Origin of the sequence: Vibrio sp. V15_P4S5T153 (assembly GCF_963874485.1) — a bacterium.
In the GTDB taxonomy this organism is placed as follows: Bacteria; Pseudomonadota; Gammaproteobacteria; order Enterobacterales; family Vibrionaceae; genus Vibrio; species Vibrio anguillarum.
In genome coordinates, this window is record NZ_CAWNHR010000019.1 from 142,592 (window position 1) to 168,930 (window position 26,339).

Annotated in this window: 22 protein-coding genes and 5 tRNA genes; 17 read left to right on the forward strand and 10 right to left on the reverse strand. The window is 42.8% G+C overall.

All coding sequences use genetic code 11. The features are described from left to right. Positions 1–82 precede the first annotated feature (82 nt). From ubiK to AACT42_RS19280, 4 genes are all read right to left on the reverse strand, one after another. Complete coding sequence (ubiK, locus tag AACT42_RS19265) at positions 83–334, reverse strand: ubiquinone biosynthesis accessory factor UbiK (RefSeq protein ID WP_064626069.1); 252 nt, start codon at positions 332–334, stop codon at positions 83–85. Between the two features lie 122 nt (positions 335–456). Further along, positions 457–3,579, reverse strand: coding sequence for a multidrug efflux RND transporter permease subunit (locus AACT42_RS19270; RefSeq protein ID WP_013855651.1), 3,123 nt, complete (start codon positions 3,577–3,579; stop codon positions 457–459). An 11-nt stretch (positions 3,580–3,590) separates the two neighbouring features. Beyond that, positions 3,591–4,697: an efflux RND transporter periplasmic adaptor subunit gene (locus tag AACT42_RS19275; protein ID WP_017042454.1), complete on the reverse strand. Its 1,107-nt coding sequence runs from the start codon at positions 4,695–4,697 to the stop codon at positions 3,591–3,593. 18 nt (positions 4,698–4,715) lie between these two features. Beyond that, positions 4,716–5,327: a TetR/AcrR family transcriptional regulator gene (locus AACT42_RS19280; protein WP_013855653.1), complete on the reverse strand. Its 612-nt coding sequence runs from the start codon at positions 5,325–5,327 to the stop codon at positions 4,716–4,718. A 139-nt stretch (positions 5,328–5,466) separates the two neighbouring features. On the opposite strand from AACT42_RS19280, the gene rep reads away from it, so the two are divergent. Then, positions 5,467–7,485 carry a DNA helicase Rep gene (gene rep / locus AACT42_RS19285; protein WP_094133998.1) on the forward strand — a complete coding sequence of 673 codons (2,019 nt, stop codon included), beginning with the start codon at positions 5,467–5,469 and terminating at the stop codon, positions 7,483–7,485. Positions 7,486–7,554: 69 nt separating this feature from the next. On the opposite strand, the gene AACT42_RS19290 is transcribed toward rep, so the two are convergent. After that, on the reverse strand, positions 7,555–7,962 hold the full coding sequence (locus AACT42_RS19290; protein WP_094133997.1) for a c-type cytochrome: 408 nt from the start codon (positions 7,960–7,962) through the stop codon (positions 7,555–7,557). Positions 7,963–8,260: 298 nt separating this feature from the next. Between AACT42_RS19290 and AACT42_RS19295 the strand changes: the two genes are divergently transcribed. The 10 genes from AACT42_RS19295 to AACT42_RS19340 all read left to right on the forward strand — a co-directional run bounded on the left by AACT42_RS19295 (position 8,261) and on the right by AACT42_RS19340 (position 16,261). Continuing rightward, positions 8,261–8,337, forward strand: a tRNA-Arg gene (locus AACT42_RS19295). Positions 8,338–8,380: 43 nt separating this feature from the next. Continuing rightward, positions 8,381–8,456: transfer RNA gene (locus AACT42_RS19300), tRNA-His, on the forward strand. A gap of 148 nt (positions 8,457–8,604) precedes the next feature. Then, positions 8,605–8,681: transfer RNA gene (locus tag AACT42_RS19305), tRNA-Pro, on the forward strand. Positions 8,682–8,756: 75 nt separating this feature from the next. Beyond that, positions 8,757–8,832 (forward strand) — tRNA-His (locus tag AACT42_RS19310). A 56-nt stretch (positions 8,833–8,888) separates the two neighbouring features. Then, positions 8,889–8,965 (forward strand) — tRNA-Pro (locus tag AACT42_RS19315). 704 nt (positions 8,966–9,669) lie between these two features. Then, positions 9,670–11,385, forward strand: a complete 1,716-nt coding sequence (locus AACT42_RS19320) for a dipeptide ABC transporter ATP-binding protein (RefSeq protein WP_047688450.1) — start codon at positions 9,670–9,672, stop codon at positions 11,383–11,385. Between the two features lie 108 nt (positions 11,386–11,493). Continuing rightward, positions 11,494–13,050, forward strand: coding sequence for an ABC transporter substrate-binding protein (locus AACT42_RS19325; RefSeq protein ID WP_026027967.1), 1,557 nt, complete (start codon positions 11,494–11,496; stop codon positions 13,048–13,050). 199 nt (positions 13,051–13,249) lie between these two features. Then, positions 13,250–14,227: an ABC transporter permease gene (locus AACT42_RS19330; RefSeq protein ID WP_013855660.1), complete on the forward strand. Its 978-nt coding sequence runs from the start codon at positions 13,250–13,252 to the stop codon at positions 14,225–14,227. Positions 14,228–14,229: 2 nt separating this feature from the next. Further along, positions 14,230–15,168, forward strand: a complete 939-nt coding sequence (locus AACT42_RS19335; RefSeq protein WP_010319654.1) for an ABC transporter permease — start codon at positions 14,230–14,232, stop codon at positions 15,166–15,168. Between the two features lie 166 nt (positions 15,169–15,334). Continuing rightward, complete coding sequence (locus AACT42_RS19340) at positions 15,335–16,261, forward strand: SPOR domain-containing protein (RefSeq protein WP_094133996.1); 927 nt, start codon at positions 15,335–15,337, stop codon at positions 16,259–16,261. A 34-nt stretch (positions 16,262–16,295) separates the two neighbouring features. Here AACT42_RS19340 and AACT42_RS19345 read toward each other — a convergent pair whose 3' ends face one another. Further along, positions 16,296–17,045: a chromosome partitioning protein ParA gene (locus AACT42_RS19345; RefSeq protein ID WP_094133995.1), complete on the reverse strand. Its 750-nt coding sequence runs from the start codon at positions 17,043–17,045 to the stop codon at positions 16,296–16,298. A gap of 97 nt (positions 17,046–17,142) precedes the next feature. On the opposite strand from AACT42_RS19345, the gene AACT42_RS19350 reads away from it, so the two are divergent. Then, entirely contained in the window at positions 17,143–18,039 is an 897-nt protein-coding gene (locus AACT42_RS19350; protein ID WP_094133994.1) for a response regulator, read from the forward strand. 189 nt (positions 18,040–18,228) lie between these two features. Continuing rightward, positions 18,229–18,993 (forward strand): substrate-binding periplasmic protein, encoded by a 765-nt coding sequence (locus tag AACT42_RS19355; RefSeq protein WP_094133993.1) that lies wholly within the window; start codon positions 18,229–18,231, stop codon positions 18,991–18,993. A gap of 279 nt (positions 18,994–19,272) precedes the next feature. On the opposite strand, the gene AACT42_RS19360 is transcribed toward AACT42_RS19355, so the two are convergent. From AACT42_RS19360 to AACT42_RS19375, 4 genes are read right to left on the reverse strand one after another with little or no spacing between them, the layout of a single operon-like run. Beyond that, complete coding sequence (locus tag AACT42_RS19360; protein WP_094133992.1) at positions 19,273–19,887, reverse strand: hypothetical protein; 615 nt, start codon at positions 19,885–19,887, stop codon at positions 19,273–19,275. Beyond that, on the reverse strand, positions 19,887–21,212 hold the full coding sequence (locus AACT42_RS19365) for a hypothetical protein (RefSeq protein WP_094133991.1): 1,326 nt from the start codon (positions 21,210–21,212) through the stop codon (positions 19,887–19,889). Before AACT42_RS19365 ends, AACT42_RS19360 begins: the two co-directional genes overlap by 1 nt. Further along, complete coding sequence (locus AACT42_RS19370; protein WP_141192798.1) at positions 21,205–22,233, reverse strand: hypothetical protein; 1,029 nt, start codon at positions 22,231–22,233, stop codon at positions 21,205–21,207. The genes AACT42_RS19365 and AACT42_RS19370 overlap by 8 nt, the downstream gene beginning before the upstream one ends. 43 nt (positions 22,234–22,276) lie before the next feature. Further along, complete coding sequence (locus AACT42_RS19375) at positions 22,277–22,606, reverse strand: helix-turn-helix domain-containing protein (RefSeq protein ID WP_094133989.1); 330 nt, start codon at positions 22,604–22,606, stop codon at positions 22,277–22,279. Between the two features lie 101 nt (positions 22,607–22,707). Between AACT42_RS19375 and AACT42_RS19380 the strand changes: the two genes are divergently transcribed. The 4 genes from AACT42_RS19380 (at position 22,708) to AACT42_RS19395 (ending at position 26,317) form a co-directional block, all read left to right on the forward strand. After that, the gene (locus tag AACT42_RS19380; RefSeq protein WP_013855668.1) at positions 22,708–23,250 is read left to right on the forward strand and encodes a hypothetical protein; all 543 of its coding nucleotides are present in this window, start codon (positions 22,708–22,710) and stop codon (positions 23,248–23,250) included. Beyond that, complete coding sequence (locus AACT42_RS19385) at positions 23,235–24,617, forward strand: DEAD/DEAH box helicase (RefSeq protein ID WP_094133988.1); 1,383 nt, start codon at positions 23,235–23,237, stop codon at positions 24,615–24,617. Before AACT42_RS19380 ends, AACT42_RS19385 begins: the two co-directional genes overlap by 16 nt. Positions 24,618–24,813: 196 nt before the next feature. Then, positions 24,814–25,908: a hypothetical protein gene (locus AACT42_RS19390; protein ID WP_094133987.1), complete on the forward strand. Its 1,095-nt coding sequence runs from the start codon at positions 24,814–24,816 to the stop codon at positions 25,906–25,908. Beyond that, complete coding sequence (locus AACT42_RS19395; RefSeq protein WP_094133986.1) at positions 25,892–26,317, forward strand: hypothetical protein; 426 nt, start codon at positions 25,892–25,894, stop codon at positions 26,315–26,317. The genes AACT42_RS19390 and AACT42_RS19395 overlap by 17 nt, the downstream gene beginning before the upstream one ends. The last annotated feature ends 22 nt before the right edge of the window (positions 26,318–26,339 follow it).

The window sequence follows — 26,339 nt, forward strand, 5'->3', positions numbered from 1 at the left end:
GCAAACACAATATAAAACAAAAGGCTTGGTCGCCGTTGACCAAGCCTTTTTTATTGGGAAATTTTTATCTCACCGGGCAATATTATTTGGTGGTGATTTTCGCTTCTAGCTCGGCCAATTTTTGCTCCATTTCAGTGAGCTTTTGGCGAGTACGCATCAATACTTGAGTCTGTACATCAAATTCTTCACGGCTCACCACGTCCAATTTATTTAATTGGCCTTGGATCACTTGGCGGATTTTTTGATCAACGTCGGCACCCAAATCTTTTACGGGTTGAGGCATTGAATCGTGAATTTGTTTGGCAATTTGCTCAAGTTTTTTAGGATCAAACATAGCGGCTTACACTCCTGTCAGTTTGTCTCCATTCTAAGCAATTGAGCTGAGAATGTCGTTATTCAAGGTAAGAAAAAGGCCACTGAGGTGGCCTTTTTTGAAGCAGTCTTAATTATATGGTGTTATTTATTTTCAGCGAGTCGGCGTTGTGCTGCTTTGGCCTCGTCAACTCTGGCTAGCTTTTCGAGGTCTTTATCCTCAACAAACACAGGCAGTGGCTTATGTTTTTCGGCTAGATAGCTGTAAATCACAGGCAGTACGAATAGCGTAAATAGTGTACCAATCGCAAGACCTGCCACAATCACAATACCAATACTAAAGCGCTGAGCTGCACCTGCACCCGTTGCGTACATCAACGGGATCAAACCTGCAATCATCGCTGCTGTCGTCATTAGAATTGGGCGAAGACGCACTTTAGCTGCCTCCATCACCGCTTCGATGCGAGACTTGTTATGGTGTAGCTGCTCTTCTTTCGCCACTTCACAAATAAGAATACCGTGCTTGGTGATAAGACCAACCAGTGTAATCAACCCTACTTGCGAGTAGATGTTCATGGTTGCTGCGCCCCAAGCCAATGCAATTAATGCTCCGCAAATGGCGAGAGGTACAGATACCATGATAACCAATGGATCTTTTAACGACTCAAATTGAATCGCCAGTACCAAGAAGATGATGGCGAGTGCCAAACCAAAGGTCGCGTAGAGTGCGCTTCCCTCAGTCACGTATTGACGTGCTTCACCCATATAATCGTGGTTGTAGCCTGCGGGCAGTTTAGTCGCGGCAACATCCTCAAACCACGTAATCGCATCACCCATTGCAACTCCTGGGCCCGGTACACTTCCGACGGTTGCCGAGTTTAGCTGGTTAAAGTGCGGCAGTGAGCGCGGCTCTGCAATCACATCAATGGTAATTAGGCTCCCTAATGGGATCATTTTTCCGTCAACGGCACGCACAAAGTAGTGATTCATCGATTCAGGGTTGAGGCGATATTTACGTTCAACCTGCGGGATCACTTCATAAGAGCGGCCATTGAGATCGATGCGGTTGACATAGCCATCCGCCATCATGGTCCCTAATGTCGTGCCAATATCCTTCATCGTGATGCCATAAACCCCAGCTTTATCTTTGTCGATATTAATTTTCATCGTCGCAGAATCGTAATTGAGGTCTAAATCGGAGTACACAAACATCGGGCTTGCTTTCACTTCTGTTAGCACTTCAGTGGCAATAGCAAACAAACTTTCAAAGCTATTGGGTGTAGTGATGACAAATTGAATTGGCAATCCAGAGCCTGCACCGGGAAGTTCAGGCATTTGGAAGGCCGTCACGGCCATGCCTGGAATATCTTGCACTAAGGTGCCGACTCGAGTAGCAACCTCAGCTTGGCTTGCCTGGCGTTCACTCCAAGGTACCATTGAGGCAATACCAAACGCTTGGTTGGAGCTTGGAACACCGGTAAAGACTTGAGCAAACTGAACTTCTGGCTGTTCAGACAGAATCGTATTCACGTCATTCATGGTGTTTTGTAAATAGTCCAAGTTCGCATTCGAGGAACCCGTACCAATTAACATGACCACGCCTTTATCTTCAGAAGGGGCAAGCTCACTTGGAATGAATTTGAACAGCATAGGCAGGCTGGCAAACACGATCACCGCAAAGGCAATCACGACAGGACGGCGCTGCATTACTTTCTCGAGTAATTTCGCGTAGCGGTTACTCATTGAATCAAGCAATCCATGCACTTTTTGTTCAAACTTGTTGGGCTCTTCGTGCGCTTTAAGCATTTTAGAACACATCATGGGTGAAAGTGTCAGTGCAACAATACCTGAAACAAATACAGCACCAGCCAGTGTGAGTGCAAACTCTTTAAAGAGTGAGCCTGTTATGCCACCCATCATCGCTATCGGTGCATAAACGGCGCCCAGTGTCAGCGTCATCGCAATTACCGGAACGGCGATTTCACGAGTACCAATAATCGCGGCACGAAATGGTGATTCACCCAGCTTAATGTGGCGGTCAACGTTTTCTAGTACAACGATTGCATCATCCACCACAAGGCCGATAGCCAATACCATCGCTAGCAGTGTCATCAAGTTCCATGAGAAGCCCATTCCCTGCATTACCATAGCAACACCAACTAAGGAGAGTGGAATGGTAACAATCGGGATGATAACGGCACGTAAAGAGCCTAGGAATAGAGTAATGACGACAAGTACGATCAAGGCGGCTTCAGCGATGGTTTTTATGACCTCGTGGATCGATTCATTGATCGCCACCGTGGAGTCATACATCACGTTCATTTCGATGTTACTTGGTAGATTACGCTTTAACTGCGGTAATAGATCCAGCACATCTTGAGCAATGTTGATTGGGTTTGCGCTAGGTGCTGCGTTGATGGCTGCTACAACCGCTTCTCGGCCGTTTGCACTTGCGCGGTAAACATCATGGCTTTTTTCTAGCGTGACGTTTGCAATATCACCTAGGCGAATAACATTGCCGTCGCCCGTTTTAACCACCAGGTTTTTCAGCTCATCGACATTTGACACTTGCGTATCGGCACTACCGTTATACAGCACGAATTCGCCAGTGGCTTGTCCTGTTGCTGATTGATAGTTGTTGGCATTCAGCACGTTCATCACATCGCCCGCAGTGAGCTGTAGTCCTGCCATTTTTGCTGGATCAAGCCAAATACGAAGGGCGTATTTCATGCCACCATACAAGTCAATCTTAGAGACGCCGTTGACGGTGAATATTTGAGGGTTAAATACACGCTCAAGATAGTCAGTAATTTGGCTTGAACTAAGTTCATCACTAGTGAAACCAATATACAGCACCGCGGTGGTTGAGCCGGTAGACATAGTTACCGTCGGATCTTCGGCCTCTTTAGGAAGCTGTGAGCGTACCGAGTTCGTTTTTGCTAACACATCTGAAAGTGCAGCGTTGGGATCGGTATTGAGCTTCATCGTTACGGTAATCGTTGATTTACCCAATACCGAAGAAGAAGTCATATAATCAATGTTGTCGGCTTGTGCGACTGCTTGTTCCAAAGGTTGAGTGATAAAACCTTGGATTAAGTCGGCACTTGCACCGTAATAGCCTGTACTCACTGTAACAACGGTATTCGTCATTTCAGGGTATTCACGAACCTGCATTTTGAAAATAGCTTGAAAACCAAGCAGAGCTATCAAAAAGCTGATCGATACCGCGAGCACTGGACGTTTTATAAAAACATCAGTAAAACGCATGATTCCTCCAATTACAGCATCGGTGTTTCAGCAGGTGGTGTAGTCGCATTACTTTCGACTACCCGAACTTTCGAATGGTTACTTAAGCGCACTTGACCTGAAGTGACCACGATGTCTCCATCTTGTACGCCCTCTAAAATATGCGCCACAGCACCTTTGCGTTCACCTACTTTTACAACGCGCTGCTCTACTCGTTTAACGCCATCTTCTTCTTTCAACACGTAAACATTATCACCATACAGGGTGAAGGTAATGGCGGTTTGAGGAAGCGTGACTTGGTTTTCTAATTTCGGCAGGATGATGTTGGCACGAGCAAACATACCGCTGCGTAGTTTACCGTCACTATTTGGAATATCGGCTTGCACTTGGATTAAACCACTTTGAACGCTAACGGCAGGCTCAATCGCAGTAATGGATCCTGTAAACGCTGCATTAGGATAAGCATCGATAAAAATATCTACTTGCTGGCCTAATGAAATACGTGAAATATCCGTTTGTGGAACGGTAAAGCGCAGACGCATTACACTGGTATCTTCCAAGCGAACAATATCGGTGCCTGGCTGTAGGTATTGGCCTAAATACACATTACGGATACCCACCACACCAGCAAAGGGAGCTTTGATTTCACGACGATCAATGGAAGCTTTTAAACTTTCAATATCTGCAGACAAAGAGTAGTAGTTTGCTTCGGCTTCATCATAAGCTTCTTTTGAAATCGACCCTTTAGCGAATAGACCTTTATAGCGTTCGTATTTCGCTTTTGCAGCAGGTAGGCGAGCTTGTGAGCTTTTTAAATTAGCTTTCTCAACCGCAGAATCAAGTAAAACTAAAGGTTGGTCTTCCTCAACTTGTGTCCCTGATTCAAATGAAATCTTATCGATCACGCCGCTGGTTTCAGATGTCAGTGTCACGCCTTGATTGGGTTCAATAAAACCAATCGCTTCAATCACTGGGATCCAATCAACAGGAGTTACATCAGTCACTGTCACTGGAAATTCAGGTTCAGGACGGTTGGCCATGAATTCGGCAATTTTTTGTTGTTTAAACAGATTAAAACCTATCACGCTACCAAACAGTAGGAAGGCGATAAGTAACATAAAGAATGTCCACTTTTTCATTCTAGTCAGAACTCCAAGTTAGTGTTGAGTAATTGCATCCCAACTGGCGTCAATCACAGCACTGAGTGCGCTGTCATCCAGTTGATAACATTCCATCGCTTTTTTACGGGCAAGGGCGACCGTTGTTTCGAAGCTTAAAGCAGACAAAATCTGGTTATCCAACGGCTTGAATAATCCCTGCTCTTTACCTTGATCAAATAGTAAATCCACTTTGGCAAACATTTTTCGCTCAAGTTCCTTAACATTGCAACTGATTGTTGTTGGCAATGATTCATATTGAACTCGGTTGCTGAGTGTTGCACTGCTTGATTGTGCTAATTCCCAGATATTAAGCCACATCATTTTAAAGCGTTCTTTCAAAGGCATCTCATCATCAATATTGGCTTGCACCGCGTCAGCAATGTGCTGACAAACGTGTAAGCGAACTGTCACGAGAAGATGATCTTTGTCATCAAAGTAACGGTAAATTGTTCCCGTTGCGACACCGGCTTCTTTGGCTAATTTGTGCATCGATAAGCCTTGAAATCCAGATTCAGCGATCAGCTTTTCAGCGGCCACCAATATCTGCTGGTACTTATCCACGTGAATACAGTTAGACATGCTGACATCCCACAGTGAATGAACGTTCATTCATTATAGACCAAACTATAGCCCCTTATGCAATACACTAGTGTAGTAAAATGACAAAAATCTTATGGTGAATGACGTAGTAATCAGTAAAGCGCGGCATTATCATAGACGGCCCAAATAAAAGTGATACGAGTACCTCATGAAGCTGAATCCAAGACAAGACGAAGCCGTCAAATATGTATCGGGCCCATGTCTAGTATTGGCGGGGGCTGGCTCGGGTAAAACGCGCGTAATTACCAACAAGATCGCTTACTTGGTTCAACAGTGTGATTATAAAGCGCGCAACATTGCTGCCGTTACATTTACTAACAAAGCCGCTCGAGAAATGAAGGCGCGGGTAGCACAAACGCTTGGAAAAGCTGAGTCAAAAGGGCTGCTCGTTTCCACATTTCATACTTTAGGCCTCAATATTATCCGTCGGGAATATAAATTTTTGGGCTTGAAAGCGGGGTTCTCTCTGTTTGACGACCAAGACCAGCTTGCGCTGCTCAAAGAGTTGACAGAGAAACAGCTCGAGGGCGATAAAGATCTGCTGCGCCAATTGCTCAGCACCATCTCCAACTGGAAGAACGACATGTTGACGCCAGAGCAAGCGAAAGGTTTTGCTCAAGGTGAACAACAACAGCTGTTCGCTTACTGCTTCGATCTTTATCAAAAGCAAATGAAAGCGTATAACGCGCTCGATTTTGATGATCTTATTTTAATGCCGGTGCTGTTATTGCAAAACAACGCCGAAGTTCGTCAGCGTTGGCAAAATCGCATTCGCTACTTGCTGGTGGATGAATATCAAGATACCAATACCAGTCAATACGAGTTAGTGAAACTGTTGGTTGGAGAACGTGGCCGTTTAACCGTGGTGGGTGATGATGATCAATCCATCTATTCTTGGCGAGGGGCGAAACCGCAAAACCTCGTGTTGCTGGGGCAAGATTACCCAAATCTTAAACTGATTAAGCTTGAGCAGAACTACCGTTCAACCAGCCGTATTTTGAGAGCGGCCAATATTCTGATTGCTAACAACCCACACGTGTATGAGAAAACGCTTTTTTCTGAGATCCCTGAGGGTGAAAAACTCAAAGTTTTGCTAGCGAAAAATGAAGATCATGAAGCGGAGCGGGTCACTGGTGAACTGATTGCGCATAAATTTCTCAATCGCACCGAATATCGTGATTACGCGATATTGTACCGCGGTAATCATCAGTCACGCTTAATTGAAAAATCGCTGCTGCAAAACCGCGTGCCTTATAAGTTATCCGGTGGAACGTCATTTTTTGCCAGAGCCGAAATTAAAGACATCATGGCTTACCTCAAAGTATTGGTGAATCCTGACGATGACAATGCTTTTTTACGCATTGTGAACACGCCAAAACGAGAAATTGGCCCAGTCACGTTAGAGAAATTGGGTAGTTACGCCAATATGCGTGGCAAAAGCTTGTTTTCGGCCAGTTTTGAACTTGGCTTAGAGCATCATTTGTCTGGAAGAGGGCTCGACAACTTGCGTCAGTTTACGCAATGGTTAGTAGCTATCTCAGATCAAGCTGAACGAGGCAATACCGTTGAAGCGGTGCGATCGTTAATCCGAGATATTCATTATGAAGATTGGCTGTATGAAACCTCTTCTAGCCCCAAAGCGGCCGAAATGCGTATGAAAAACGTTTCTGATCTCTATTCTTGGATTGTGGCCGACCTTGAAGGTGACAACTATGACCAACAAGAAAAATCACTCAAAGAAGTTGTACAGCGCTTAACCCTACGCGACATGATGGAGCGAAGTGAAGAAGAGGATGAGAGTGATGCCGTTCAGTTGATGACACTGCATGCATCGAAAGGCCTTGAATTTCCTTACGTTTATTTGATTGGCACTGAAGAAGGTATTCTTCCTCATCAAACCAGTATCGATGAGGACAACGTCGAAGAAGAGCGTCGTTTGATGTATGTCGGGATAACTCGCGCGCAGCGAGAACTGACTTTTACTATGTGTAAAGAACGTCGTCAATACGGGGAACTGCTTAAACCCACACAAAGTCGTTTTTTGGATGAATTACCCTTTGACGATGTTGAGTGGGAACAGAGTAAAAAGCCAGTAAGTCAAGAAGAGCGAATGGCGAAAGGACAAAGTCATATTGCCAATTTGCGCGCTGCCATGTTTAAGAAATAGTGCTTAAAAAATAATAAAAACAAAGGTTTGGAATTAAAGCCAATCCTTTGTTTTATAGGGGTTAATGTATTAAAGACCTGCAATCATATGATCAATGGCGGCAACGATTTCGTCGTCAGAGCAATCCATACAGGTTCCTTTAGCTGGCATGGCATTAAAGCCTTGCAGTGCATGATTTTTCAATACATCTTTACCTTGGGCGATACGTGGAGCCCACTCTTCAGCATTGCCAATTTTAGGTGCGCCACTGATGCCTGTAGAGTGGCAAGCGATACAGAATGTACCATAAACTTGCGCGCCATCACGAGGGCCTGTCGGCTCTGCCGCAACGGGTTCACTACCCGCTAAGTAAACATCACCTACAGGTTTGATGCGATCAGCAATGGCATCGTATTCAGCTTGGCTGGTTGCCAATGCAACACTAGAAAAGGTTAAAGCAGCGAATAACACGCTTATGATTCGTCGAGACATATCCATTAAACTCACTTTATATTCCAAAGGTAAGTTCATGCTTACCTATTTATACTTAGATTTAGAGTGTGGCTGATTTAAAAGCCATTCAAGCTGTTAAATCAATGTAAATATTGGGTGATTATATCCCGATAAGTTGTTGCAATAAACAACAAGTTGCGATCTTCAAGGGGTGAGTCACATCCTTATTATAGAGGTAATAATGGTTATCTGATGAAAAAGGCGTCAAACGATAAAAAAAGTTGAAAAAGTACTAGACGCCCTAGTGTGAACTCCGTATTATTCCACTCCGCCGATAGGGCATGCGCCCGTAGCTCAGCTGGATAGAGCGTTGGCCTCCGGAGCCAAAGGTCGAAGGTTCGAATCCTTTCGGGCGCGCCATCCGGATGCTTATGTAAATAAGTAGCAAATTGGCAAAACAGTGGTGGCTATAGCTCAGTTGGTAGAGCCCCGGATTGTGATTCCGGTTGTCGCGAGTTCAAGTCTCGTTAGCCACCCCATTATTTGGTAACTTCGGTTTCCTTTCTTGGTGAAAGTCGAGAAAAAAGATTTACATCGATGAATAGACTAGTTTGATAGTGCATCATGATGTTAGGAATAGCGGAGCAGAGAGTTCTCTCTCGTTTATTCCAAAAAATGAATTTGTATCGGTGAATAGCGCAGCTTGGTAGCGCATCTGGTTTGGGACCAGAGGGTCGGGGGTTCGAATCCCTCTTCACCGACCACTTTTCTTTTCTTCTCATTGGTTAAAAATGAAAAGAAAAATAACGGCAAGCAAGCGGTTATTGCAAAGTTTGATGGTGGCTATAGCTCAGTTGGTAGAGCCCCGGATTGTGATTCCGGTTGTCGCGAGTTCAAGTCTCGTTAGCCACCCCATTATTCGGTAACTTCGGTTTCCGTTCTTGGTGAAAGTCGAGAAGAAAGAAATATATCGGTGAATAGCGCAGCTTGGTAGCGCATCTGGTTTGGGACCAGAGGGTCGGGGGTTCGAATCCCTCTTCACCGACCACCTTAATAAGCCTCAGTCGAAAGACTGGGGCTTTTTAACATCTGGTGTTTGGAGCCTTAATCAAGGTAATGAGAGCCAAAGTGGGGTTCGTCTGATTTTCAAAACCGGGCTCTTCACCGACCACCTTAATAAGCCTCAGTCGAAAGACCATTCTCTCTATTCAATGTTCGATTTCTTATTGACTCCTATCTCATTAAGTCAGTGAATTATCATGTTTAAAGGCTAAACCCTAAATTTTCCGTTCAGATGAATTCACTGCTTTTCTGCCTTTTCATTAGTTTTTAGTCTGGCATTTTGTTGGTTATTCTGGTTTTTGTTTCTAATGTGTTACGTGATATGCCGCAATATAATTTGAAATTTTATTCTGCATTCTTTTTTAGAATGCATGGTAAATTGGCATTTTCTTAGGCTTAACGTCTATGTTTTGGGGTGTATTACTGCGTGCTAGAATATTGGTCATACCAATGATTAATGCATATGTGGTGCATAAAAATACGATGTTACTGCTTTGGTTTGATTTGATATCGACTTTTTATCCTATCGATGTTGCTTTTCTGTGAAATATTTGCCAAATTGATGGCCTTGTTAATTACCAGAATATTGTACTGGTATGAATGGATTCATTTTTACTGGCTTTGAACGCTTTGTTGTTCAAAGGTAGTTACAGACAGGGCACAACACTGCCCAAGTCGTAGAGGTCTGGGATGTCACTTTTAGAAGTAAAAAACCTGCGTATTGAATACCCATCGCGTCATGGTGTTCACGTTGCTGTGAAATCGCTTTCGTTTAATATCGAGCGGGGTGAAATTGTTGGGGTTGTGGGAGAATCAGGCGCCGGAAAATCGACCGTAGGTAATGCGGTTATCGATTTATTGAGCCCACCCGGTCTTATTGCCAGTGGCGATGTGTTCTTAGATGGTGAGAAGATTTCAGGCCTATCGCCTGAGCAGATGCGCCAAGTTCGCGGCTCTAAAATTGGTTTTATTTTTCAAGACCCAATGACGTCGCTTAATCCACTATTTACGGTTGAACATCAACTGACAGAAACCATCCACGCCAATATGAAAGTGACTGAGGAAGAAGCGTATCAGCGTGCACTTTCTTTGATGAAGCAAGTGGGTATTCCTCAGCCTGAAAACCGTTTGAAGCAGTATCCACACCAATTCTCTGGTGGCATGCGTCAACGTGTTGTGATTGCCATTGCGCTGGCGGGTGAACCTGATCTTATTATTGCCGATGAACCGACCACTGCATTAGACGTTTCTATTCAAGATCAAATCTTGAGCCTCATCCGCGAGCTATGCATTAAAAACAATGTTGGTTGTATGCTGGTCACCCATGATATGGGTGTGGTCTCGAATGTGACGGATCGCGTCGCGGTGATGTATCGCGGTGACTTGGTTGAATTTGGACCGACAGCTAAAGTGTTGGGCGCTCCGGATCACTCCTATACGCGCAGTTTGATTTCCGCCGTTCCTCGCTCAGATAAAAAACTCGATCGCTTTCCGCTGGTGAGCTATATCGAAGAGGCAAGTGAGTTAAAACCACTGGATGTTAAAAACCATTGGTTAGGTCAGAGCCAAGATAATCGCCAATACACAGGCCCACTGCTGACAGTAGAAAACGTGAATTTACGCTTTACGACCAAAGACTCATTGTTTGAAAGTCGCCGTGAATATGTCCAAGCTTCAAATGACGTCAGTTTTGAGGTGTTTGAAGGGGAAACTTTTGGTTTGGTTGGGGAATCAGGTTCCGGTAAATCAACCATCGCACGCGTGATTGCGGGTCTGTACGCTCCAAACTCAGGCAAAGTCTGTTTTGAAGGGATTGATCTTACTGCGCTGAAATCGGAAAACGAGCGCCGTCCGATGCGCCGCCAGATGCAGATGGTGTTTCAAAACCCTTATACCTCAATGAATCCGAGAATGAAGATTTTCGATATCATTGCCGAGCCGATTCGTTTTCATAAATTAACCCGTAGCGAAGCGGAAACACGGCAAATTGTGCATGATCTTTTAGAGCACGTAGGCCTAGGTAAGATGGCGGGAGTGAAATATCCGCACGAGTTTTCCGGCGGTCAACGTCAACGTATTTCGATTGCTCGCGCACTCGCCACGCGTCCTCGCTTATTGATTTGTGATGAACCTACGTCCGCGCTCGACGTGTCTGTGCAAGCGCAGATCTTAAACCTATTGAAAGATCTGCAAGATGAGCTCAATTTGACCATGCTGTTCATCAGCCATGATTTACCTGTGATCCGCCAAATGTGCGATCGTGTCGGGGTCATGCAAATGGGGACCTTACTGGAGGTCGCCCCTACAGAGCAGTTGTTTAAGTCACCTCAACACCAATACAGCCAGCATTTGATTTCTTTAATGCCTGAGTTTACGGGCTTAAGAGAAGATGCAGTAACGGCGTAAGCCAAAAAAGTTACAGATAGAGATATCATGACCAAGCGTGCTTGGAATGAATAAACAGAAGCAATTACAACAACTAGGGATTTGGATTCCCGCATAAGGAGTTATGCAATGAAAACCATGAAAAGCAAACTAACAGTAGCTTTGATGGCGGCAGGCTTAAGCTTTGCAGCTAGCGCGGCCAATATTACCGTCGCTTATGATGCTGACCCAGTGTCACTTGACCCGCATGAGCAGCTATCTGGTGGTACGCTACAAATGTCTCACATGGTGTTTGATCCTCTCGTTCGTTACACCCAGACATTTGATTTTGAACCTCGCCTTGCTGAGAAATGGGAACGTGTCAATGATACAACGTTCCGTTTTACGCTGCGTAAAGGGGTGAAATTCCATTCAGGTAACGAAATGACGGCAGACGATGTGGTCTGGACGTTCGATCGTTTACAAGATTCTCCTGATTTCAAAGCTATTTTTGAACCGTATGAAAAGATGGTCAAAGTGGATGATTACACCGTCGAGATCGTATCCAAAGGCGCTTATCCGCTGGTTCTGCAAACCGCAACCTACATCTTCCCTATGGACAGCAAGTTCTATTCGGGCAAAGCGGCTGATGGTAAAGAGAAATCTGAAATTGTGAAGCACGGCAACTCGTTTGCTTCGACCAACGTTTCTGGTACTGGCCCATTTAGAGTGACTTTCCGCGAACAAGGCGTAAAAGTGGAATTTGAACGCTTTAAAGATTATTGGGATAGCGCATCAAAAGGCAACGTAGACAAACTGACCTTAGTACCGATTAAAGAAGATGCCACTCGTGTTGCGGCGCTCCTTTCGGGTGATGTGGATATGATTGCACCTGTTGCGCCAAACGATCATAAACGTGTGGAAGAAGCCAAAGGTATTGATCTTGTGACCTTGCCGGGTACGCGCATCATCACTTTCCAAATGAACCAAAACAGCAATGAAGCACTGAAAGATGTTCGCGTGCGTCAAGCCATTGTTCATGCCATCAACAACCAAGGTATCGTTGACAAAATCATGAAAGGTTTTGCGACAGCAGCTGGCCAACAAGGCCCAGCGGGTTATTCTGGTTATGACGCGAACCTTGTGCCTCGTTTTGATTTGAAAAAAGCGAAAGAGCTGATGAAAGAGGCTGGTTATGAGAAAGGGCTGACGCTCACCATGATCGCGCCAAACAACCGTTATGTGAACGATGCGAAAGTTGCACAAGCTGCAGCGGCGATGTTGTCGAAAATTGGTATTAAGGTTGATCTTAAAACCATGCCAAAAGCGCAATATTGGCCTGAGTTTGATAAGTGCGCCGCGGATCTGTTAATGATTGGCTGGCACTCAGATACTGAAGACTCAGCAAACTTCACCGAGTTCTTAACCATGACACGTAACGAAGAGAGTGGTAAAGGCCAGTACAACTGTGGTCACTACTCAAATCCAGAAGTGGATAAGTTGGTTGAAGCGGCAAACGTAGAAACCGATCCTGCGAAACGTGCACAGATGCTGCAAAAAGTCGAAGTGACTTTGTACAACGACGCAGCATTTGTTCCACTGCATTGGCAAAACCTAGCGTGGGGTGCGAAATCTACTTTAGATATCAAACCGATTGTTAACGCGATGGAATTCCCTTATTTCGGCGACCTAGTCGTTAGCGAGTAATTACTTAAGTTGGCCGCTCATGTAATGTGGGCGGCGCTTAAGTCACTCAAGGCATCCGCTTGGATGCCTTATTAAGATCTCTGCACTTTGCTTTATTTCAGTCGGGTCGAGTGTCGTTTTTTAGGCTGAATTTTTTCGTTCCTATTAAAGTTAATTCAATTTTAAAAAGAACCATCATGGATAGTTTAAGGGGCAAGGAATGTTTTCGTTTCTGGTCAAGCGCCTGTTTCAGGCACTGATAGTGATGTTTGTGATCAGTCTGGTGGCGTTTGCCATTCAGGATAACTTAGGCGACCCATTGCGTGAGCTTGTTGGGCAGTCTGTTTCAGAAAGCGAGCGCCAAGCGCTGCGCGATGAACTTGGACTGAATGATCCTTTCATTGCCAAATATACTCGTTTTATTACGGCCGCGGTGCAGGGTGATTTAGGCACGTCCTACTTTTTCAAACGTCCTGCGGTAGACGTTATTCTCGATAAATTAATCGCAACGTTAGAGCTTGTGCTCGGTGCGACCGTAATCATCATTGTCTGTTCCATTCCATTAGGGGTTTACACAGCCATTCATCCCAAAAGCTTCTTTACCAAAGTGGTGATGGCGGGCAGTAGTATTGGTATTTCTATCCCAGTGTTCTTAACTGCGATTATGTTGATGTATGTTTTCTCGATCACGTTAGGTTGGTTACCATCGTATGGACGAGGAGAAACCGCCAATTGGTTGGGTTGGGAATCTGGCTTTTTCACGGCTGATGGATTAGCACACTTGGTGCTGCCTTGTGTTTCACTGGCGTCGATCATGCTGCCGCTGTTTATTCGTTTAGTGCGTTCTGAAATGTTGGAAGTGCTGAGCTCGGAATACATCAAATTTGCTAAAGCTAAAGGCTTGGCATTGAACAAAATTTACTACCAACATGCACTTAAAAATACCATGTTACCGGTGCTAACCGTCGGCGGTGTACAAATTGGGACTATGGTGGCCTACACCATCTTAACCGAGACTGTTTTTCAGTGGCCGGGTACGGGCTTTCTTTTCCTTGAAGCGATCAACCGAGTTGATACTCCGCTGATCACCGCTTACGTCATATTCGTTGGCCTGATTTTTGTTGTGACCAACACCATTGTCGATCTGTTATACGGTCTGATTAACCCGACTGTGAACCTTACTGGAAAAGGAGCTTAATCATGAGCCAATTTGCTGCTGCTCCATCTCGTTGGGAGCGTTTTAAACAGTCTGATTTTTTGTACTATTTCTTGCGTGATAAAGTGGCGATGACCAGCTTCGTCATCTTTTTGGTATTCTTAACTTTGTCTGTCGCTGCGCCACTCATTGCCCCCAGTAACCCGTACGACCTATCATCGATTGATCTGATGGATGCAGAATTACCTCCCTCTTGGATGGACGGAGCCGATGAGCGCTTTGTTCTCGGCACGGATGAGCAAGGGCGCGATATTTTATCGACCATACTGTATGGTTCGCGTCTATCACTGACGATTGGCTTTTTGGCGGTCGGTTTACAGTTGCTACTTGGTATCGTGATTGGCCTTTCTGCTGGCTACTTTGGCGGACGTATTGATAGCTTTTTGATGCGTTTTGCCGATGTACAGCTATCGTTTTCAACCATGATGGTGGCGATCATTGTTTCGGCAATTTTCAAAGCCAGTTTTGGGAGTGAATTTTATAGTCAGTATGCGGTTGTGATGTTGGTGGTGATTATCGGCGTGGCTGAGTGGCCACAATACGCGCGGACAATTCGTGCGTCAGTGCTCGCCGAGAAGAAAAAAGAGTATGTGGAAGCGGCTCGTGTGATGGGTTTTAAATCGCCACGCATCATGTTTCGCCATATTTTACCTAACTGTTTATCGCCTATTTTGGTTATCTCAACTGTGCAAATTGCCAATGCGATCATGTCTGAAGCGGCACTCTCTTTCCTAGGTTTAGGTTTGCCAGTCGATCAGCCATCATTGGGTGCTTTGATTAGCATGGGCTTTAACTACATCTTCTCTGGCGCTTGGTGGATTACGGCTTTCCCTGGTTTTGTACTCGTCACATTAGTGTTGGTGATCAATCTGTTGGGTGACTGGCTACGCGATGTTTTTAACCCAAAAATTTACAAAGGGTGATGTGGCAATTGATTTTTGCTAAAGAAAATCCCTAAACTAAAAGCCGCCGTCAAATGCGGCTCTTTTTTTGCTAGTATTTTTGTTATACCCAACCCAAATCCATTGAACTAGGGAACATTGAATCGGTAATGTTGTCACTACTATTAAGCAAGTATATGGACTCAATATGATGACCCTGATGCGGAAAACGATCCTGTGTGTGACATCAAGCCTAACGGTGTTGGCGTCGCTGGCTTTATTTCAACCCGCTTGGGCGGAAGATTTTCTTTGTGATGCGACTCAAGCTTCTGTCGATCAGTTGCCCATTCTTGATAAAGCATGCCCAATAGGGCAAGGTTTATGGGGACAGAAAAAGCCCAAAGGGCAATCATCCACTTTTTGGATTCAGTGTGGCGTGTTAAATAAGCCATTATCTTTGCTGAAAGCCAAAGCGTTTTATACCCATATTTCTACCGATGTATGGCTAAAACCAGAAGCGAAAACGTATCGTTGCTTAATCGGTCCTTATACTGATTATGAGCAAGTAAAAAAAGAACTGCCTCTTATCCAGCAAATCCCCGGTTACAAAGAAGCTTTCATTCGTGAGGTTGTCAAAGGGCGCGCGCAGTCTAGCTCGCCGATAAAAAAGACAACTTCCGTTCAAGCAACGTCTGCCGCAAAACAAATCACCAAAAAGTCTTTACCGAAACCACAAGTGGAAATGGCGAGTTCGCCATTATCAACGAAACCATCAACCAAAGCGCCAGCTCTTAATGTTCCGCCAGCGGTTGAAATTCGTTTGAGCACCACCGCAAACGGTTTGCAGTTTGTAGTGCCTCATTTACGTTCGAGTGATGAACAGTTCTATATGGAACATGGCCTAGCATGGAGCCGCCTAAACTATGAGGTGGCAGAAAAAACCTGCCAAAAAATGGCGATGCGCTTGGTAACGGAAGAAGAGTGGCAACGCCTTTTGGATTCAAAACAGATGGACAGTAACCAATGGCCAATGCACTTACCTTATTGGGGATGGTCGCAAAAAGGGCTTTTTACCAACGGTAAAGTCAGCCAACTGAAAGGTTCCTCATTACTCAATGTGATTTGCGTTAAATAAGTGTCTCAGTTTGCCGTCAGAAATGGCGGCAGCGCTACTCTTTCTTTCCCTCTTCGAGTAACTGTAGATAGCGTTGTTCGATAAAATCTTTTTCTTTACTGATGTGATACAACTGTTTTTTCATCGCTTCGACATCGACAGAAGTGCCACTTTGTTTGGCTTGCTCTTTGTATTTCTCAATGGTCTCTAGTAGTTCTTTTTTCTCGGCTTGATAATTTTTTGCCATTTCGTAGAAATCACCTGCTTTACTGATCTTAATGTATTCCGCTTCTAACTGTTCAAACTCTTTTTCGATGGTGGCTTTTTCTTCTTTCAAACTGTCAACGGTATCAGCTTGAGCAAAGAGTTTTTTACGAGTCACTCGTAGCCCTTTCACACTTTTATCGAGATCGCCTTTCAGTTTGCGGATCAACTTATGCGATTTACTCAATTTCTCATTGAGCTCATCAATTGAAGCCTGATCTTCTGCACTAATGCCCTGAGAAGAGGAATTTTTGATGAGAGAAACCTGTTGCTCGAGCGCTTTTTGAATGATGATTAAATCATTCAGAGTCGAGCTATGCTCTGCGGTGTAGTTCAACGCATTTTCAACGGATTGTTGGCATAAATGAAGCGTGTCTTCATCGCTATCACTTTTATTACGAGTAAAACCATGCGCAAATTTCCTAAACTCACGCAGGATCAGCAGTAGGATAAAAAACCAAGCCAACAAGATAATAAGCCCGAGATCGATCGCTAAGAGCGATAAAACCTTTTCGGTGAGGAACTCTTGTATTGGCATCACATAAACCCACTTTTGTTGCTGTATTTTCAGGTAAGTTTAGTTGTTGTAAAAAAATGTGCCTATACTTTGAACAAGTTAGGTCATAGAAAAATATGCTGTGAAGATTCTCATTGTTGATGACAGTAAAGCGACACTTGAAATAGTCAGACGTGCCTTAGAGGCGTTTGGCTACCGACGTTTGTCCATTCAAAAGGCAGACAATGGTAAGGCCGCACTCAAGCTGATTGGCAGTTGGCAGCCGGATATTGTCTTAACAGATTGGCATATGCCCGGCATGACGGGGCTGGAGCTGACACAAGCGATAACCAAACGTAAGCTCGGGATAAAAGTGGCAATGCTCACCACGGTGGCCGATGAGCAACAAATCAAACAGGCGCTTGAAGCTGGAGCGTCGTTTGTGTTATCGAAACCGTTTGACGATGGTGAACTGCACCAAAAGTTGCTTCCTTTAGTGCAAGGAGCGGAAGAGAGCTGCATTGAATTAGATGAAATGGTTGAGCTGCAAGATGAGTTGGCTTTACCAAAGCTTTCGCAGTTAGAGAAGCTGCTAAAAAGAGCGGTAGGTGCTGATATCGTGCTGAATAATATTCGTCGCCAATTGTTTGATGAGAGTAAAATTCCTTGTTTGATGGCAGTCTATGAAGATGGCGAAACGCAAAAGCCGCGCGCGGTGGCACTGCTTGATATCTACGCCGTTTGTGTCTTTGCTAAAGGCAACCCCAGCATTACCAAAGAGCAGCTACAACAAGCGGTACACAGCAAAATGGTCAGTAAGGATATTCTCGATACTTGCCAGAAAGTGTTAAGTGCTTCCGCATTAGCGTTTCTTGATAATCAAACCCGCAAAAGCTTGAAGTTAAAAAACATCAGTTTTATCCCTCAATCGTTTGAAAAGCTAGAAACCCTATTTGCCAAAGAAGCGGATAAACGGGTCGATTTTTCCTGCCAAATGGGGGCGTTAGCCCAAGGAAAAATTACCTTGGTGGGATTTTAATCATCTTTAAGAGCATATTCTGAGGTTATCTTTATGACAGGATGATTTTTGCTATTGGGTATATTCTTAGATGATATTGATGAGCCGTTATTCATGAGATATAAGCAAAATTGCCACTTAGTGACTATATTTAAGTTATTCCTAAAAGTATTTAACATTAGGATTAATTGATTAATTAAAGGAAGCGATATGATAAAGTTTATACGGATATTCATCATTGGTTGCTTAAGCCTATTTATGTCAGCCCCACTTTTAGCGAATGTTACGTGGGAGGGGCATTGCCGAGATAGAAAGCCCTATCTTTATTTTGAAAATGGTGAGTGTAAAGGCCCTGGTGGTGATGTGATTAACCAGGTTATTCTTAAGTTGGGGCATAAAGTCCATTGGACAAAAGTTCCTTGGGCAAGAACTATTGGTGTCGCTCCACAGGGTGGAGTTGATCTTATTCCTCTGCACTCTATGGATGAAGAGAGAGAACAGTTTCTTCACCCATTATTAATGGGGTATGGTGAAAGAGAGGTGTTTTATTTTACTCGGACGAACTCGGATATTGATGCGAATAGTTTTGATGAAATTGTCAGCCGAGGTTTTGTTATTGGTGCACTCAATGGCAGTTTTTATAGTGACCAATTTAACCAAAATACAGACAAATTAAAAATCAGTTTTGTCACTAGCGTAGAACAAATTATTAATATGCTAGAGGCTAGTCGCATCGATCTTGCTATCACCTCCGAACAGCATGGGCTTAATCTTTTTGAAAATGACCCTAAATTAAAGAAAATAAGTTATAAAAACATTTACCTAAATGGTCGTTTTTTTAGTGTGCCTAAACGATCGACGAACTATCAGTATATCGATCAGCTAGAGAGTATTTTAGCTGAAATGCGTCGTTCCGGAGAGATTACTAGGATATACGAATCTTATAACTTAGAAGCCCCAATTCAGAAAGAGTAGATTGAGGAATATTACTTTTTATTTTTATATTTCATTGCGATATATCTATTCGTAATTTAAACAGCAGCGAGGCGGTTTATGACTCGCTGCTATTTTACGATAAAGAATATATTTAGTTTCTCATGGTACAAACATACCATTTATATTCTTCTCTGGAAATTTTCTGGAAACCTTGTGATAGCAAGCTATAAGGACAGTTTTCCAGAAAAGACAAAAAATGGGTTAAAATTTAAGAATATTTAAGTCTGGAAAATCGATTTTCCAGACTACAGAACAGATTTAAAAGACAACGTTCCATAATAATTTTACGGTCGGTATCATCAGCAATATAAATCCAGATATATACAGTAGAGAAATCAGAGCCCTAAGCATATCTCGGCTGTATACCGTACAGTTCCAGAAATGATTGTGAAGATCTATTGTAAGAGTCCTTAGTGTTGATTCATCTATGCTCTCTGTTGATTTTGAAGATGATTCAAATTGTGAAATATTGACAAAAACATCATGCCTTTCCTTTGTACCACCGTATTGTTTTTCAACAAAAGACGAGAGTCCTAACAGTCTGGATGGTGTAATATGTTCAATGTTTTCTTGTAAATACTCACGATTAGAATGGTACTCTTTAGCCAGTGAAGGCGCTGATAAACTGTATAGCCCAGACGCAAGTGCAATAGAGATCAATCCGAAGTAAAGAAAGTAACTGTTTGAGATCGTGGCTTCGGCTGCTTGCGTGGAGTCAACTCCAAGAACGGATGACGCTAAAGTGAACCACTCTTGGAATTTTTCACTAAATATAATCATGTATCCCATTATGGGTGTCAGTATAGTTAGTTTAACGGTATTGCTTTCCCCAAGAACTCTCAATGCCTTCCAGCTAGGTATCAGATATTTCATTACTTACGTCCTTTCCCGTAGTACGCAGTAGTTAACTCTCCAGCAAGAGCTCTAATTCGAGTATAGCTAGCACGTTTAGATACGTTGATTAAGGAGCTTACAGTTTTATTTTTAATTGTAACCTGATCAAGTTTATATTTTTTTACTATATCATCAACCCAATTCTCACTTGGTTTTGAAAGAGAAAGTTTGTTTAGAATTCGAGTGTCGCTAGGTAGAACATGGTTTAGATAATATTCCCACCGATCAGGCGTTAATAAATCCAGCAAGCGTTGCGCGTCAGCTCTTGCAGACCAAGATACACCATATGAGTTTCCGAGAACGACACATAGTAAAGCGGAGATGCATGCAGGTAGTGCTGGTGTAGGAATTGTGGAACCTAAGCTGGCTAAGTTTCTAACAGGAGCAACTTCGTTGTAAAAATTATCTGTACCCTCATGAGCTTTGATTATCTCGTCAGCAGCTTTAACGAAAGAGTCACTTCTTAAGTTTTCTGGGACATAATCAAACCCTTGTACTTTTAAAAGAGTTTTCTTAAGACCACTAACAGATATATTTTTTCCTGCTGCAAAGCTCTCCGCGTAAGTATGACCTACTTGCCATTTTTCAGAATCTAGTAAACTTGGCCACATTAGTGGTATTAGCAAATTACTATTGGCTAGAGTGTGCTCCAATGATGCTCCGCTAGATTTTTTAGCGGCATTCATTAGAACACTTATAGTTAGTTTATAGAAAAAGTAAGGAGAACTTTTTAGCATATCGACTTTAGGGTCGGTGGGTAAAAGTGTTATTGTTTCAAGTGCTTCACGAAACTCTATAAACGGAGCGGCAACAGGAATCTTTGGTTTTCCCAGCACTGCTTTTATGCAAGCTTTTAGAGACATTATAGCCTCTTCTTTGTTTATATCTTGCTGTTCACTTTCTGCCATTTCGAGAGTTGAGAAGTGGGTAATTAGTTCATGAGAGTGCCTTAATCTCATGGCCTCTGTTGAGCTGATCATTCCCAATTCTTCTGCAATCTTTATCGACTCTCGTGTTGTTATGATGTCATTTATATCATCATCTTCAGTGACATCAGTTTTACCTAGCATTTCACCGATCAAACTAACACCAACAGTGGATAGCTCAGCTTTGAGGGCATGTATTGTGCGAGACCAAAGGTAATTCATGCCCATTTCATAGTAGCCATTATCCAAAGCAAAAGATATTTGGTTTTTGTCTTTTGAAGTTAGCTGTAGTGCGCACTCTGCGATATCGGCAGCCGTGACTGCTGTTTCCGGAATTGTGACGAGGTTATCTGGTTGCCAGAGTACAACATTACTCATTGTTAGCTCCTTTAAATTGAGTTAAGCCATCTTGTGATTGCATATAAGCTGCGCAAAGTTTTGTATTTAGGTGTGAGCACAGAGCATCAAATGCTCTACTTCTCGCTCCGCCAAATGAGTTTGCGTGGGAAGATTGAATGAAGAAGTTAAAACCTAATAGTTGTGCTTTTTGATTGAAGATGACTATGCCGTCAGTATTTAGCATATTTTCTAAAATGTGACTAAAGCTGATTAATGCTCCAGCCTCTTTATCTTCATTTACACATAGACTTACCAATTTTTGGAAGTCGATTGTTGGAGATAATTGAATACCATCTCCATTGAAGGTATCAGGGATTTCTTCGTCATTTGTGACTGCGATTAAGCAACCATGGCTCTTTTTGATCGCCTCTGAAAGAGCATTCGTTAGGACCTTTTCCACAAACTCCTTATGCTTCGTAACTTCTCTAGTTAGGTGGCAAACTAATTGTGAAAGCTGGCTTTGTGTTGCTGGATGAGTGCTGCTAGACGGGCTCAATGATATATATAAAGTAGAGCCTTGGTTAGATCTAACTTCGACCCTATCGGGTGTAATTTGGTGTATTTTAATTGTGTTATATGGAACATCACTAGCAAGGATTGTTTCATCAATAGAGATCGCTATTGGATTAATGTCGCCTCTAAATATACCGTATTGGACGCTTGATTCTTCTTGGGCAATGTATATGCACCATCCACTGTTAGCCAAAGGAGCACACTTTTTAAGGGCAGCCTTAATTGCATTTGGCAAGTTGTTTTCACTTCCAATCTGCATCGAATCTTGTCCAGGCAACATTTTAAGTGCAAGCTGAAGATTATTAGTGAGATAGACTTTAGGGTGAAGTTTTGTGCCTTCTTCTTGATATCTAGATATATTAAAAACCAACTCTGTCAGAGCTGCATTTTGTTCGTCAGGGCACGTGAATATTAGTGATTCAGCACAAAAGCTTTTAGTGCTATCTAACAATGTTGAGTGTAGGTCTATATGGGTCATTTTCAGCAATATATCCTTTCATATGCATGATGGATGATATATCAAATGAAGGCTATTTGTCTTTCGTTGTTTCTAGACCTAATTGATTAATAACTTCAAGCATATGTAGTTTCTGTACTTTAGATAGTCTACCTATTGCTATCGCGATGTTAGCTGATAATTCGTCTTCACAAAAAAAGTAGTTGAGCGGAACTCCAAGCTCATCAGCAATCAGCTTAAGCGTGTGGACGTCAGGTGTGTGTTTTCCCTTTTCGTATTGATTCATCCTAGGACTAGCTGAACTTTCATCCATACCTATGCGAACTCCCAACATTTTTTGTGAGAGTTTGGCTTTTTTACGCGCTTCTTTGAGGCGTATTGGGATTGGGTTGTCGAACGACACTTAGGATTCATATCTCTAGGCTCAATGTAACTAAGATTTTCTTAGTTTTACTGATTTATGTATACTAAGCAATCCTTAGTTTTATGGTTTTAGAATAGTCAATGAATCGTTCTCAAAAAATGAATGCGTTTATGCATCAACTGTTGATTGAAAAACAGATGGATAATTTTTCGGTTGTGGAAATTCGAGATGCATTGCTGTTGCTTGAAGGTGTTGATCCCGATCCTGAAGAAGCCCGGAAGTTCATTTATCGTCAAATTTTAGTACTTGAGAAAAAAGGTTGGCTGAGTTGTGAAGGGATCGGAAGGCAAAAAAAGTATTTCCAAACGGAACTCTTTCGAGGACTCGATATAATCTGCCGAGAGAGCTCATCGCCTAAAGTTCGGATTTCCCAACCGTCAACTTCAGCCATGGATGGATACTCGGTCTTGATGACAGAGCGTGGTGAACATCAGGGTGAGTTAGAAATTATTCTCGGTGAAATAGAAGAATATCAGTCGTTGAGTCAACGTTTTCCTGAATTGAGTACTCAAATCACACCACTGCTTAAGATAGCGAGAGAACGTTCCGCATTATTACTGGGTAAAATCAATGTATTAACCAATGTACTAACGTCGTTATCAGAAGGATGCGCTCGATGTTAAGAGATTGGCAAAGAGACTGTGCGATGAGAGCGTTAACAAAGTATCAAGGCGAACAGTCTCATTTTTTCTGTCAAGCAACCCCGGGAGCCGGTAAAACTATCCTAGCCGCCGAAATTGCTAAACGCTTATTGGCGGGCAACTTAATTGACTTGGTGTTGTGCTTCTCCCCAACGCTCAGTGTGGCCGACAGTATAAAAAGAACCTTCTCCAAGACATTACATTGTACGTTCAATGGTGGCTTAGGCTCCATTGGGCAATCACTGACCTATCAATCTATTCAATTTTTAAATGATGAATTTTGGCGGATCCTGACTAAATACCGAGTGTTTGTCGTTTTTGATGAAATCCATCATTGTTCCGGATCTGAAATAGAAGGCGCGAATGCATGGGGTCAGCAAATACTCTCCAAAGTTCAAGGGCTCGCCACTTATACGTTAGCGCTATCTGGAACGCCATGGCGCTCGGATTCCTTACCGATTGTGATGGCGGAATACAGTGACCCTGATGGCCAACTGCTCGTCGATTATCAATACAGCTTGAAACAGGCGATTGAAGACAAAGTGTGCCGTTCACCAAAGATTGTTTTGGTGGATAACGAACATCTCACCATTACTGGTAGCAAAGAGGCTCAATCGTTTTCTTCTATATTAGAGTTACTGAAACAGACAAAAACGTCATACCAGAGCATCATCCATAATGATGAAGCGATGGAATATCTCCTTGGTTTGGGCTGTAACAAACTGGCGAATATTCGTCTGGAATCGCCCAATGCCGGAGGGTTAGTTGTGGCGGCGTCGGTACAACATGCAAAGAAAATCCAAAAAATATTAGTGACTCAGTTTCATCAATCGGCTGCGATTGTTACCTATCGCCATGATGAGCCGCTGTCTGAAATTAATGCTTACCGTCATGGTAATACCGAGTGGATTGTCAGTGTCGGTATGATTAGTGAGGGGACCGATATCCCAAGATTGCAAGTTTGTTGCCATATCAGCTCAGTGAAAACCGAATTGTACTTTAGGCAAGTACTTGGCCGTATTTTGAGAGTGAACGATGAGCCGAACCAAGAGGCTTGGCTGTTCACTTTTGCAGAGCAAAGCCTTATCGAATATTCCGAACGCATTGAGCAAGATATTCCTGAAACCTGCCTGTTTGCGAAAATGGGTCAAAACGAAGCTTTCCACATCGACGGTTCGAATATCCGACCACTGCAATCGACCACTTCTGAACAGGATGACATAATCGTCCCCACTCTGGGTTGGAACTCTTCAATTAAAAATGGAACGTCAGTTGATGGCTCAAATGAGCCCTTTGATGAGTTACATTTAGGGCGCTTTAAGCAGCGAGTGATATCGGCGTTTGTGTAGTTTTTGACCGATAATGGTGGTGGAGTTTCTACTTTGTTTGGTCTGCAATTAATGATGTAGAAAAGCCTTACATATAAGTCGGTTACTGAACTAAAACTTACATTCTAATTGTGCAACAAGATGCTGGGCAAGTTTTTGCCTGTGATTTTTTTGGGTTATCATAGGCAATCCTAAATAATGATGGTACATCATCCCTATGTTTGACAAACAGCGTTCTTATTGTTGTCCATTTTGGAAAGACCCTGAAACCTGCAATTGCGCATCCTGCTATAACCAAAGAGAATGGGATAGAAGCAGTGCCGCACTTAATGTCGCTGAAGCTAACAATTTCAGATCATCGGGAACTGCAATTCCAAGTATGCAACCAATGCTTGAACCTGAATTGCCTAAAATGACGATGAAAGAAAGGCTAGAAGCACAAAGTAGGCAAAACCTTGCACAGCGTGAAAATAATTGGAAATATGTACAAGCCAATAAAGAGCGTTACGCCGCGCAACGAGCGGACCAATTAGCTCGACAAGCTCAAGCTGCTTATAATCTTACAGAGAAAGAATGGAATAAAGATCTAAAGGAAGATTTAAAAGCCTATTTAGAGAAACGACATACACAGGTTTGCATTTTCACTGTCGATGATGCAGCTAAATGCGCGATAAACATTTGGCAGCAAAAAAATATAGATGGTGAAACTATTGGCACTGAAACATTGAAATTGTTAGAAGAGATTCATTCTAAATTTGATATCGGTGTTGGCCTTGTTGCTGCTACAAAAGTAACAAAAGCTCTGGGTGGTTTAGGGGTGACCGTCAAACAATACTTAGATGCTAAAGGCAAGGAAAAAATCATCATATCTAGCCTTTGGAATGATAAAAAAATGCACTATGCAGTTGTTAATGGTTTAAATATAAAGAAAAACCATCCATATCCAATATCTAATCCAACGGTAAAACAATTAGGTGTTTTGGCAAAAGATACTGTGAATGGCTTTAAAAAAGGAGCGGTGTTAAGCATGATTATCTCCGCCGGAATAAATACAAATGAATTAGTATTTAATGATGATTATCATTTGGCTGATTGGTTTGGGCATGTTGGCAGTGATTTTTTCAAAGCAATGACCGTTCTTTCTACTAGTGCTTATGTGGTTAGCTTAACTGTAGGTTTGGGTATTGCTCTACCGATATTAGCAGGTGTTGTACTGTGGGTTGGTGTTGATTGGGCAATAAATGAAATTTGGGAATCATTTAAAATTGAAGATACTATTGTTGAAGGATTGAGAAATGCCACAAATAGCTAATAAGCTTATGTATTCATACGGTGCATTAGTGAGTTTAATTGGCTTGCCCTTCGCACTTTACTTGAGTTTAGAAGACCTTTTGAATGTTTATAAACTTGGTAGTAAAACCATAGAGTTAAGCTACTTTTTTGCTATTTCCCCCATCCTATTTTGGATTCTAGGTATTGTTATCGTAGGCACGTATTCATTATTTTTTAATAAAAGAATGAAGCTTTCACAGCCTATGAGAAAAGCGATAGGTATATATACTCCTATTGTTGCTGTTTCACTTTCTTTAGCCATGGGTATTTTTCTAAAACCGCTAATGGCCGATCATTTAGTAGCTCATGGGTATACATTGGAAAAAACTATTTCTGCTTCAGCACCATGGCGTTCTGACATTGATGTTTATACACGAAACGGCCAGTAATGATTGAACTAAAATTACTAAA